12 protein-coding genes are annotated in these 11701 nt (G+C 72.0%); 5 read left to right on the top strand and 7 right to left on the bottom strand.

The features are described 5' to 3' along the window. Nucleotides 1-111 precede the first annotated feature (111 nt). On the top strand, nt 112-690 hold the full coding sequence (locus tag ACH47X_RS07425) for a DUF6069 family protein (RefSeq protein WP_397402860.1): 579 nt from the start codon (nt 112-114) through the stop codon (nt 688-690). Nucleotides 691-739: 49 nt separating this feature from the next. Here ACH47X_RS07425 and ACH47X_RS07430 read toward each other — a convergent pair whose 3' ends face one another. Both ACH47X_RS07430 and ACH47X_RS07435 read right to left on the bottom strand, forming a co-directional pair. After that, entirely contained in the window at nt 740-1483 is a 744-nt protein-coding gene (locus ACH47X_RS07430) for a response regulator (RefSeq protein ID WP_397402862.1), read from the bottom strand. Next, nucleotides 1480-2823, bottom strand: coding sequence for a sensor histidine kinase (locus ACH47X_RS07435; protein ID WP_397402864.1), 1344 nt, complete (start codon nt 2821-2823; stop codon nt 1480-1482). Before ACH47X_RS07435 ends, ACH47X_RS07430 begins: the two co-directional genes overlap by 4 nt. 107 nt (nt 2824-2930) lie before the next feature. Between ACH47X_RS07435 and ACH47X_RS07440 the strand changes: the two genes are divergently transcribed. Further along, nucleotides 2931-3776 carry a GAP family protein gene (locus ACH47X_RS07440; protein WP_397402866.1) on the top strand — a complete coding sequence of 282 codons (846 nt, stop codon included), beginning with the start codon at nt 2931-2933 and terminating at the stop codon, nt 3774-3776. 19 nt (nt 3777-3795) lie between these two features. Here ACH47X_RS07440 and ACH47X_RS07445 read toward each other — a convergent pair whose 3' ends face one another. From ACH47X_RS07445 to ACH47X_RS07465, 5 genes are all read right to left on the bottom strand, one after another. Then, nucleotides 3796-4926, bottom strand: coding sequence for a branched-chain amino acid aminotransferase (locus ACH47X_RS07445; protein WP_397402868.1), 1131 nt, complete (start codon nt 4924-4926; stop codon nt 3796-3798). 157 nt (nt 4927-5083) lie between these two features. Beyond that, the gene (locus ACH47X_RS07450; protein WP_397402870.1) at nt 5084-6142 is read right to left on the bottom strand and encodes a 3-isopropylmalate dehydrogenase; all 1059 of its coding nucleotides are present in this window, start codon (nt 6140-6142) and stop codon (nt 5084-5086) included. A gap of 255 nt (nt 6143-6397) precedes the next feature. Further along, entirely contained in the window at nt 6398-6769 is a 372-nt protein-coding gene (locus tag ACH47X_RS07455; RefSeq protein ID WP_397402872.1) for a pyridoxamine 5'-phosphate oxidase family protein, read from the bottom strand. 105 nt (nt 6770-6874) lie between these two features. Continuing rightward, nucleotides 6875-7273 carry a VOC family protein gene (locus tag ACH47X_RS07460; protein ID WP_036971572.1) on the bottom strand — a complete coding sequence of 133 codons (399 nt, stop codon included), beginning with the start codon at nt 7271-7273 and terminating at the stop codon, nt 6875-6877. Between the two features lie 172 nt (nt 7274-7445). Beyond that, nucleotides 7446-8132 (bottom strand): ASCH domain-containing protein, encoded by a 687-nt coding sequence (locus tag ACH47X_RS07465; RefSeq protein WP_397402874.1) that lies wholly within the window; start codon nt 8130-8132, stop codon nt 7446-7448. A gap of 218 nt (nt 8133-8350) precedes the next feature. Here ACH47X_RS07465 and ACH47X_RS07470 point away from each other — a divergent pair, with 218 nt between their 5' ends. The 3 genes from ACH47X_RS07470 to ACH47X_RS07480 all read left to right on the top strand — a co-directional run bounded on the left by ACH47X_RS07470 (nt 8351) and on the right by ACH47X_RS07480 (nt 11465). Then, nucleotides 8351-9589: a glycine betaine/L-proline ABC transporter ATP-binding protein gene (locus ACH47X_RS07470; protein WP_397402876.1), complete on the top strand. Its 1239-nt coding sequence runs from the start codon at nt 8351-8353 to the stop codon at nt 9587-9589. After that, on the top strand, nt 9582-10505 hold the full coding sequence (locus tag ACH47X_RS07475; RefSeq protein ID WP_051433513.1) for an ABC transporter permease: 924 nt from the start codon (nt 9582-9584) through the stop codon (nt 10503-10505). Before ACH47X_RS07470 ends, ACH47X_RS07475 begins: the two co-directional genes overlap by 8 nt. Nucleotides 10506-10568: 63 nt before the next feature. Beyond that, complete coding sequence (locus ACH47X_RS07480; protein ID WP_397402878.1) at nt 10569-11465, top strand: glycine betaine ABC transporter substrate-binding protein; 897 nt, start codon at nt 10569-10571, stop codon at nt 11463-11465. The last annotated feature ends 236 nt before the right edge of the window (nt 11466-11701 follow it).

An 11701-nucleotide genomic window follows, 5' to 3' on the forward strand; every position in this document is an offset into this window, starting at 1 on the left:
TCAGACCCACGGGTGCCTCTGGTGACCTGTGGGTCTGACACGTGCGCCGTGCGACGTCGTCCGATCCGTGGTCTAGTGGACATAGGGCTACACAAACCGGGAGGTAACGCGATGAGCGACCCGAACCGCCCCTATGACGCCGACTATGGTGAGCAGCCGCCGCCGGCGTACCCGCCGCCGGCCCAGACGCCCGGTGTGCCCACGCAGCCCGTGGGCCAGCCGCCCGCCGACGCGCGGGCCCAGGCTGTCACGTCCGGCACCGAGAACCCCCGGCTCGCCCTGGAGGTCGGCCGCTACTGGGCCGGTGCCCTGGCGACCATGCTGGTGGCCGCGCTCATCGGCCTGGCCGCGAGCTTCATCCTCGAGGAGGTGCTGGGCCTCGACGTCCAGCCGCAGGCCGACCTGCTCGGCACCGGCTCCGACACCATGGCCTGGGTGGTGGCGGGCGCGCTGTTCGCCCTGCTGGCCGCGATCGTGCTCTACCTGCTGGTGCTGAGCACACCACGCCCCCGGTCGTTCTTCGGCTGGGTGGTCGCCCTCGCCACGGTGATCCTCGCCGCCGTGCCGTTCGCCGGGCGGGCCGACCTGGTGCCGGCGATCCTCGCGGCCGTGGTCTGGATCATCATCGGCTCGGCCGTGTACTCCCTGCTCACCGGCACCCTGAGCCGCACGGTGGTGCGGCGCACCTGATCCTTCGCTGACCCGGCCCGGCTCCCGGGGCGGGTCAGCGCGGGCACGGTCAGGCCAGGCCTGCGTCCCGGGCGGCGATCGCCGCCTGGACGCGGGAGGTCACGCCGAGCTTGGCGAGTACCCGCGACACGTGGGTCTTGGCGGTGGCCTCGCTGATGGTCAGCGCGGCGGCGAGCTCGGCGTTCGACAGGCCCGAGCCGAGGCCCGCGAGCACGTCGCGCTCCCGCGGGGTCAGGTCGGCGGGGAGGCTCGTCGCACCGCTCCCGTCCCCGTTCCCCCAGCCCCTGGCTCCCCGGCCGGCACCGTTCGAGCCGGGACCGTTCGGGCCTACACCGTTCGAGCCGACGACCCCGTTCCGGTGACCGGGACGGGCGCGGGGCGCGGAGAGCTCCGCGATGATCCGCCTGGTGACCTCCGGCGCCACGACGCCGTCCCCGGCTGCGACGTGCCGGACCGCGTCCACCAGCGCGGACGCCTCGGCGGTCTTCAGCAGGAAGCCGGCGGCGCCGGCCCGGAGAGCGCCGAACACGTACTCGTCCAGGTCGAAGGTCGTCAGCACCAGGACCTCCGCCAGCCCCTCGTCGACGATCTGCCGGGTCGCGGTGACGCCGTCGGTCCCGGGCATGCGCACGTCCATCAGCACCACGTCAGGACGCAACGCGCGGGCGTTCGTGACCGCGACGGCGCCGTCGCCGGCCTCGCCGATCACCTCGATGTCGCCGGCCGTCGCGAGCAGCATGCGCAGGCCCGCCCGGATCGCCGCGTGGTCGTCGGCGAGCAGGACGCGGATCACGCGCGGACCCGGTCAGGAAGGGGCAGGACCGCGCGGACCAGCCACCCCGACCCTGCCGCGGCGTGGGGCGACCACGGTTGGTCGGAGCCGGCGTCACCCGGACCCGCCCAGAACGAGCCACCGAGGGACTCGACGCGCTCCCGCATCGACACGAGGCCGATCCCGGTCCCCTCGCCGACGTCCCCGGCCACGTGAGACCCCGGCGCGTCAGATCCCAGCGCGTCAGATCCCGGCGCGTGAGACCCCGGCACGTGGCCCGTCCCCACGTCACGCACCTCGATCCCGAGCTGCCCGCCGGCGGCGAAGGTCAGGTCGGCCCGCGCACCGCCGTGCCGGTGGACGTTCGTCAGCGCCTCCCGGACCACCCGGTAGACCGCGTGGTCCACCGCGGCGGGCAGGGGCGTCGCGCCCGTCAGGACGCCGTCAGGGTCGGAGACGGTCAGCTCCAGGCCGGCGAGCCGCGCCTGCTCGATCACCGGGGTGAGCTGGGCAGCGCGCGACGGCGCCACGTCCTCCGGCTTCACGCCGTCGGCCCGCAGCACGCGGATCATCGCCTGCATGTCCTGCAGCGAGGCCAGGCTCTCCGCGCGGATGCTCCGCAGCGCGGCCCGGTCCCGGTCCGGCTCGGCGGCGCCCGCGAGCGCCCCGCCGGAGGTGATGGCGATGGCGGAGAGGTGCGAGGCGACGACGTCGTGCAGGTCGCGGGCGACGGTGGCGCGCTCGGCGCGGACGGCGTCGTGCCGCGAGGCCTCGGCGAGGCGGAGCAGCGCGGCGGCGCGTTCGCGCTCGAGCCGTTCCCGTTCGCGGGCGGCGGCGGTGAGCTCGCGGCCCTGCCGCACGTTGGTGCCCCACCACATGGGCGTGACCAGCAGGGTCAGGGCCTGGAGCCCGACGAGGACCGTCGGCCGGAGCCCGCCCGTGACGACAGCGATGGTGATCATCAGCGCGGTGGTCAGGATCGCGACCCCGACGATGCTGACCCGCCGCGCGGTCCGGGTGCCGTGCAGGTGGACGGCGTAGATCGCCTCCCAGAGCACGACGATGAGGCCGACGCTGCCGCCGAGCACGACGTCGAGCACGAAGGCGACGGTGGCGACGCCGAGCACGGCAAACGGGTGGACCCGGCGCCAGATCAGCGCGGTGCAGCCGATGGCGGCCGGGATCGCGAACCACCAGGACGGGGCGTCGGGCAGGCCGCTCCAGGACGTCCGGATGAGGCCGAGCGCGTCGAGCGCGAGGGCCGTGACCAGGATTCCTGCCGCCGTGATCATGTCGCCGCGCCGGTCCTCGGCCGTGACGACCTTGACGACGGGCGCGATCAGCTCGGACAGGCGGGACATGCGTCCATCTCAGCACGGCGCGGCGCGCGACGGGTCATCCGAAGGATGTACGGGCCTCGGCGGTTCGGCGGATGTGCTCGTGCGCGGTGGGCATCAGGGTGGACGGCATGGACCTCATCTCCGACGAGCTCACAGGTGCCGCGCTGATCGGTGCGCTGGCCGTGCTCGCGCTCATCGACTCGACGAGCTTCGGCACCCTGCTCATCCCCGTGTGGCTGCTCATGTCGCCCGGCCGGGTGCGCGTGGGCCGGATGATCGTCTACCTCGGCTCGATCGCGGGCTTCTACGCCCTGGTCGGGCTGGCGATCCTCCTGGGGGCGGGCGCGCTGGGCGACACGCTGTCCTCCCTGTCGAGCTCGCGCCCGTTCCTGGTCGCGCAGCTCCTGGTCGGTATCGGCCTGTTCGCGTGGAGCTTCAAGCTCGAGCCGTCCAAGGAGCAGAAGGCCGCCGACGCGGTGGCCGCGGCGCAGGCGGGCGGAGCAGCGGCAGGCGCGACGCCGACCGGCACCGCCACACCGGCGGCCGGCGCCGCGGACGCCGCGCCCGGCGCGACAGCCCTCCCGGCCGCGCGCCCGGGCAGGCTGAGCCGCTGGCGTGAGCGCGCGCTCGGGAGCGAGTCCGGCAGCTGGCCGGCGCTGGCCGGGCTGGCTGTCGGGGCAGGCCTGGTCGAGGTGGCGTCGATGCTGCCCTACCTCGCCGCGCTGGGCCTGATCGGCACGCAGGGTCCGGGGTGGCCGACGTCCGGCCTCTGGATCCTGGGGTACTGCCTGGTCATGATCCTGCCGGCCCTGGTGCTGACCGCCGCGCGGGTGTTCGCGTCGCGGCTGGTGGAGCGGCCGCTCGGCCGCCTCGACGGCTGGCTGACGCGGAACGCGGCGAGCACGACGGCGTGGGTCGTCGGCATCGTCGGGTTCCTCGTCGCCCGCGACGCGATCGGCCGCCTCTGGGGCTGACCGACCGCGCCGGCAGTGCTCAGGCCAGACGGCGCATCCAGCCGTGCCGGTCCTCGGCGCGGCCGTACTGGATGTCGGTGAGCTCCTGGCGGATGGCCATCGTGAGCTCGCCGGGCTCGCCCCCGTTGACCTCGTGGTCGAACGTCGAGCCGGCGAGCCGGCCCACCGGCGTCACGACGGCGGCGGTGCCGCACGCGAAGAACTCCTTGACGGCGCCGGACTTGAGGCCCGCGACGACCTCGGCGAGCGGGATGCGCCGCTCCACCACGTCGTAGCCGCGGTCGGCGGCGAGCTGCAGCACGGAGCCGCGCGTGATGCCCTCCAGGATGGAGCCGAGCTCGGGGGTGTGCAGCGTGCCGTCCTCCATCACGACGAAGACGTTCATGCCGCCGAGCTCTTCGAGGTAGGTGTTGGTGGCGGCGTCCAGGAAGCACACCTGGTCGAAGCCCTCCTTCTGGGCCTCGAGCTGCGGCAGGAGGCTCGCGGCGTAGTTGCCGCCGAACTTCGCGTCGCCGGTGCCTCCGGGCGGGCCTGCCCGGTGGTACTCCTGGGACACGTAGATCGACACGGGCCGCACGCCGCCCGCGAAGTACGGCCCCACGGGCGAGGCGATCACCAGGTACTCGGCCTCGAGCGACGGGCGCACGCCGAGGAACACCTCGGACGCGTACATGAAGGGCCGCAGGTAGAGGGAGGAGTCCTCGCCGTCCGGCACCCAGTCGATGTCGGTACGGACCAGCGCGGCCAGCGAGCCGATGAAGTCGTCCACGCTCAGCGGCGGCAGCGCGAGGCGGTGCGCCGACCGGGCGAAGCGCGCGGCGTTCTGGTCCGGGCGGAACGTCCAGACCGAGCCGTCGGCGTGCTTGTAGGCCTTGAGGCCCTCGAAGATCTCCTGCGCGTAGTGCAGGACGGCGGTAGCCGGGTCGAGCAGCAGCGGACCGTACTTCTCGATCCGCCGGTCCTTCCACCCGTCGGCGCTGCTCCAGGAGATGCGCGCCATGTGGTCGGAGAACTTGGTCCCGAACTTCGGGGCGCGCAGCGCCTCGACGCGGTCCTCGTCCGACGTCGGCGCGTCGGTGGGCCGCACGTCGAAGAGCGCCACCAGGTCTTCGAGCCTGGTCGGGAGGATGGGGTCCGTCGTAGTTGTCATGTCGATGCCTTTCACCGGAATACTGCTGTCAGTCTTCCACGCCCGGCAAGGCGGCGGAGCGATCCGAGCCGGACGTCTGCCCGGACGGCTCCCGACATACGAGAGCGGCGCCCGGGGATCGGTCTGCGAGACCCGGGCGCCGCCTTCGTGAAGCGTGCTACCCGATCACGCGGGCCGTGATGTCGCGGCCTACCTGGTCGGTCGTGCGTACTACGTCGCCGCGCGCCGCGAGGTCGGCGGCGACGGCGTCCTGGACGCGCGCGGACTCGGCCGCGAAACCCAGGTGGTCGAGCAGCAGGGCGACGGAGAGGATCGTCGCGGTGGGGTCGGCCTTGCCCTGGCCGGCGATGTCGGGCGCGGAGCCGTGCACCGGCTCGAACATCGACGGAGCGGTGCGGTCCGGGTTGATGTTGGCCGACGCCGCCAGCCCGATGCCGCCCGAGATCGCGGCGGCCTGGTCGGTGAGGATGTCGCCGAAGAGGTTGTCCGTGACGATGACGTCGAACCGGCTCGGGTTCGTCGTCAGGTAGATGGTCGCGGCATCGACGTGCGCGTAGTCGGTGGTGACGTCGGGGAACTCCGCGTTGACCGCCTCGACCGTCCGGCGCCACAGGTGGCCGGCGTGCACCAGCACGTTGTGCTTGTGCACCAGCGTGAGGTGCTTCCGGGGACGGGCCGCGGCACGCGCGAAGGCGTCCCGGACCACGCGCTCGACGCCGAACGCGGTGTTGACGCTGACCTCGGTGGCGATCTCGGCGGGGGTGCCGACGCGCAGCGCGCCGCCGTTGCCCACGTACGGGCCCTCGGTGCCCTCACGGACGACCACGAAGTCGATCTCGCCCGGCTCGGCGAGCGGGCTGGAGACGCCCTCGTAGAGCTTGGTCGGGCGCAGGTTCACGTAGTGGTCCAGCGCGAAGCGCAGCTTGAGCAGCAGCCCGCGCTCCAGCACGCCGCTCGGGACCGACGGGTCACCGATCGCGCCGAGCAGGATCGCGTCCTGGGTCTTGATCCGCGCGAGGTCCTCGTCGGTGAGGGTCTCGCCGGTCGCGTGCCAGCGCCGCGCACCGAGGTCGAACTCGGTGGTGGAGAGCTTGGTACCCGACGGCGCCAGCGCCGCCTCGAGGACGGAGAGACCCTGCTCCACGACCTCGGTACCGATGCCGTCACCCGCGACCACCGCGAGATTGATGCCGTCTGTAGTAGCCACCTGTGCCATGTCCGGAGCCTACGCGTGCCGTCACCCCGCTGAGACGCGGGTCTCACGGTATGGACGGAACCCGGGGCCGGTCGGCAGGCGAGCAGCCGGCTCGGTTCAGTCGAACTCGAAGGACGTCGCACCACCCTCCCCCCGCACGTGGAGCGCCGTCGCCCGGGTGGGCGTCACGCGGTAGACGTGCCACGGTGCCGGCCCCGCGGACGGCGCGCTGTACGGGGCGGTGAGCGCCGCGCCGGACGCGTCCGGCTCGCACGGTCAGCCGCCCTCGTTGAGCCGCCGGGACACCTCGGCCACCTCCTCCCTGTCCGTGACCAGGCGCGCCGTGCCGTCCACGACCGTGTCGTAGTCGGCCGTCGCCACCGCGACGGCGCACCGCGGGTCGCGCTCCAGGTTCCGGGCCTTGAGCGCCGAGCGGCCGGACACCACCCAGTAGGCGCCGTCGAACCAGATGGCGCCGATCCCGGTGACGTGCGGGCTCCCGTCCGCGTTCACCGTGGTGAGCCAGTGCGAGTGCCGGTCCGGGCCACCGGTGCCCGGAGCCTGCGTGAGCCGGTCCAGGCCGGCCGCCACGGGCGCCCAGTCCAGGGTCGGCAGGTCATAGAGGGTCGCGAGATTCTTGGTCTTCATACCCTGGCCGACCGCCCCGGCGACCGGAACTCATCGGCGGGCGCGACACTGCTGGTCCGGACTGGTTCTGCTGGTTCCGGGCTGCTGGTTCCGGACCGCCCCGGGCTACTGGTCCCGGGCGGACAGCACGCAGAACTCGTTGCCGTCCGGGTCGGCCAGCACGGTCCAGGTCGCCTCTGCCGGCTGGCCCACGTCGATCACCGTGGCCCCCAGGTCGACCAGCCGCGCGATCTCGGCGTCCCGGTCGTCGCTCGTGTGCGGCGCGAAGTCCCAGTGCAGCCGGTTCTTGCCGGACTTCTCGTGGTCGACCGGGACGAACACCATGCCCGGCGGCACCTGGTGGAAGTCCAGCCGGCCGGAGAGCTCGAGCGCCCACGGCGGCACCACGACCACCTCGGAGTCCAGGTCGAAGACGACCTCCCAGCCCAGGGCCTCAGCCCACCAGCGGGCCAGCTTCCGGTGGTCCGTGGACTCCACCACGTTCGAGTACCAGCGCAGCGCCATCGCCTTCACCTCTCGTCGAGACCGATGCCCCCACGCTAGACGGACCCACTGACACTCCCGGGCCCCTCCCCCGCGCACCGTTGGTCGAACGTAGGCTTCGTCGGCACAAGAGCCTCCTTGCGCCGACGAACCCTACGTTCAACACCGCAGCGCCCCGAGCGGGCCCGTCAGGTCAGCGCTTCGGGTAGAGGAGCTCGAACCGCTCGCACACGACCGGCATGTCCGCCGAGAACTCGCGGCCCTCGCCCAGGGTGCGGCGGAAGTACGCCTCGTGCCCCGCGCGCCACGACTCCAGCGTGCGGTCATCCTCGCCCTCGGCGGCCGCGAAGTCGTCGTCGACCTCGTCGAACGTCGTGGTCACGACGCTCGTGGTGCGGATCAGCGCGCGCGGGTGCCGCTCGCCGTCCAGCAGGATCGACAGCTCGCCGACGACGGGGAGCGGCGCACCCTCGTCGTCGTAGTCCCACAGGGCCGACGACGTCGCCGTCTTGTCGCCCGCGAGGACCGCCGCGAGGAGCGTCTCCGCCAGCTCCGGCTCGTCGCCGAACGACCAGGCGGGCGGCGGAACGGTCTCGCTCACGGTGTGCCCGACGACGATGCTCGCCTTGGCCATCCCGGCGTACTGGCGGGTAGCCCCCCAGAAGTCGAGCACCTCGGCGGCGAGCTCGGCGTCCTCCACCGGCACCGACTCGGGGTCGAAGGTCGCAGGGTCGAACGTCGCCGGGTCGAAGGTCGCAGGGTCGAACTCCTCCGGCCCGGCCCCGGCAGGCTCACGCTCCGCACTGTCGCGGGACTCCGCCCGGGCGGCGGCGGTCTGCTCGTTGTCGTCCGCTGCCTGCGGATTCGCGTCGTTGGTCACGGAGACATCTTGCCCTAACAGCCCGTGCCGGACGACGCCCGCCGGGCCGTAACGAACACTGAACGATCCGGTAACGAACGCTTACCTAATTTGCATGTGCGTGACTTGACATGGTCTGGTGAACGGCGGTTCACGTCGCACCGACGTACCTTTTGAGACTTTTCGCAACCAGTGCTGCCCAGATGAAACCAAGACAACTGCCAAGACGAGGGGGCTCTGTGCCAGCTATCGAGGCACATCACCTGTACAAGGTGTTCGGCCGCAAGGGTCGCGAGGGCGTCAAGCGCCTCGAGGCCGGCGCCGCCACCGACGAGCTGAAGGCCGCAGGTCTGACACCCGCGGTGATCGACGCGTCGTTCACCGTGGAAGAAGGCGAGATCTTCGTCGTCATGGGCCTGTCCGGGTCCGGCAAGTCGACGCTGATCCGCATGATCAACGGGCTCCACGCCCCGACCTCCGGGCACGTGGAGCTCTACGGCGAGAACATCACCGCCGCCACCGGCAAGGACCTGCGCCGCCTGCGGCGCCAGCGGATCAGCATGGTGTTCCAGCACTTCGCGCTGTTCCCGCACCGCTCGGTCATCGACAACGCCGCCTACGGCCTGGAGACCCAGGGCGTCGGCAAGGAGGAGCGTCGCGCGCGTGCGCACGAGGCGCTGGAGCTGTGCGGCCTGAGCGGCTGGGACGAGCACCTGCCCAGCGAGCTCTCGGGCGGCATGCAGCAGCGCGTCGGCCTGGCCCGGGCGCTCGCCGCCGACACCGACATCCTGCTGATGGACGAGGCGTTCAGCGCGCTCGACCCGCTGATCCGCCGGGACATGCAGGACCAGCTGATCGAGCTCCAGCAGAAGCTCGGCAAGACGATCCTGTTCATCACCCACGACCTCAACGAGGCCATGCGCATCGGCGACCGGATCGCCATGATGCGCAACGGGCGGATCGTCCAGGTCGGCACCGCCGAGGAGATCCTCACCGACCCGGCGAACGACTACGTGGCGCAGTTCGTCGCCGACGTCGACCGGACCCGCGTCCTGACGGCGGCGTCCGTCATGGAGAAGCCGGCCGCCGTCCTCGGGGCCGAGCAGGGGCCGCGCGCCGCGCACAAGCTGATGCGCGAGCACCAGATCCCGGCCATGTTCGTCACCGGACGCGACCGCACCCTCAAGGGTTACGTGACCGAGGACGAGGTCGGCCGGCACCTGGAGCAGAAGGACCTCACCGGTCTGCTGCACCCGGTCCCGGGCCTCGCCAGCGTCTCCCCCGACACCTCGCTCGCCGACCTCTTCGGCCCGGCCGCGGAGACCCCGGCCATCGCCGTGGTCGACGACGCCGGGCGGCTCATCGGCGTCGTCCCGCGCATCACCCTGCTCTCGGCGCTCGCCGCGCACGCAGAGACCGACGTCGCGGACGCTCCCGTGACGGCCGACGACGAGACCAAGGAGGCCGCCCGTGCCTGAGAGCGCCGCCCCCGTGACGATCGTGCCGCCGATCCCGATCGGCACCTGGCTCGAGACCGGCTTCACCTGGTTCAAGCAGACGTTCGACGCCCTGTTCGACGTGATCGGTGACCTCATCACCGGCGCCATCAACGGGATCGCCGACCCGCTCCTGGCCCTGGACCCGCTGGTCCTGGCGATCATCCTCGCGCTGCTCGGCTGGCTCCTGCGCAACTGGAAGCTCGGGGTCGGGACCCTGGTGGGCCTCGTCCTGATCATCGGGATGGACATGTGGGAGCCCGCCGTCGAGACCCTCGCCCTCGTGGTGGTCGCGACCGTGGTGGCCCTCATCCTCGGCATCCCCCTGGGCATTCTCGCGGCCCGCTCGCCCGTGGTCAGCCGCATCGTCAAGCCCGTGATGGACTTCATGCAGACCATGCCCGGCATGGTCTGGCTGCTGCCGGTGCTCAAGCTGTTCAGCATCGGCGTGGCCGGCGCCCTCGTCGCCACGGTGATCTTCGCGCTGCCCCCGGCCGTCCGGCTCACCGAGCTCGGCATCCGCCAGGTCGACGGCGAGGTCGTCGAGGCCGGGCAGGCCTTCGGCGCCGGTCCGCGACAGATCCTCAAGGACATCCAGCTGCCCCTGGCGCTGCCGACGGTGATGGCCGGCGTCAACCAGGTCATCATGCTGGCCCTGTCGATGGCCGTGATCGCGGGTCTGGTCGGCGGCGGCGGCCTCGGCAACGAGGTGGTGGGCGCGATCTCGACCCTCAACCTCGCCCGCGGTTTCGACGCCGGCATCTCCGTGGTGATCCTGGCGATCTTCCTGGACCGCCTGACGGCGTCGATCGGCTCCCGCCGTCCTGGTCACGGCCGCCTGCGCGAGCTGCGCGAGCGGTTCACCCGGACCCCGGCGACCGCGGCCAGCGCCTCCTGACCCTTTTCCCAGACCTACCTCCATACATAACGAACCCCAGATATACGAAACGGAAGGACACCGATGATCGGCACGACCGGCAAGCGGATCGGAGCGGCCGCACTGGCTCTCGGCCTGGGCCTGAGCCTCACGGCATGCGCCTCGGGTGACGAGAGCGGCGGCGACGGCGACAAGACCATCACGCTGGGCATCATCCCCTCGTGGACCGACGGCCTCAGCACCGCCTACCTGTGGAAGAACATCCTCGAGGAGGACGGGTACACGGTCGAGATCACCGAGATCAACGACGCCGCGCCGCTGTACACCGGGCTCGCGGAAGGTGACATCGACATCTTCCCGTCCGCGTGGCCCGAGGTGACCCACGCCGCCTACATGGACGAGTACGGCGACGACCTGGAGGACCTCGGCACCTACTACGACGGCGCCAAGCTGACCATGGCCGTCCCCGAGTACTCCGAGCTCCAGTCCATCGAGGACCTCATCGGCAAGAGCGCCGACTACGACGGCAAGATCGTCGGCATCGAGGCGGGCGCAGGCCTGACCAAGGCCACGCAGGAGCAGGTCATCCCGGAGTACGGCCTGGACGAGGACGGCTGGACGCTGCAGACGTCCTCCACCCCGGCCATGCTGAACGCGCTCGACGAGGCCGTCCAGGCCGAGGAGGACATCGTCGTCACGCTGTGGCGGCCGTTCTGGGCGAACAACACGTTCCCCGTGCGCGACCTCGAGGACCCGAAGGGCGCCCTCGGCGAGGCGGAGGGCCTGCACGAGCTGGCCACCGCCGGGTTCAGCGAGGAGTTCCCCGAGGTCGCCGAGATGATCGGCAAGGCAAAGCTGGACGACGAGCAGTACGGCAGCCTGGAGGACCAGGTCGTCAACGAGCACGAGGGTGACCCGGCCGCCGGCGTCGAGGCCTGGCTCGCGGACAACCAGGACTGGGTGGACGGCCTCAAGGGCTGATGCAGACCCCCAGATCGGACGCAGGCCCCAGGGCTGAAACAGCCGACACAGCCAGGGCACGGCCCGCTGGTCGGTAGCACGTCAGGCGGTCGGTAGTACGTCAGGTGGTCGGCCCCCCGGGGGGGCCCCCCCCCCCCGGAAAAACCCCCCCCCGGCGGGCGAACCACCACCCGGCCGTGGCCCGGCGGGGGCGGGGGTTTGAGCCCCGGGGCCCGGGGGCCCAAGGGGGGGCGGCC

Source organism: Promicromonospora kroppenstedtii (assembly GCF_044389675.1).
Classification (GTDB): Bacteria; Actinomycetota; Actinomycetes; order Actinomycetales; family Cellulomonadaceae; genus Promicromonospora; species Promicromonospora kroppenstedtii.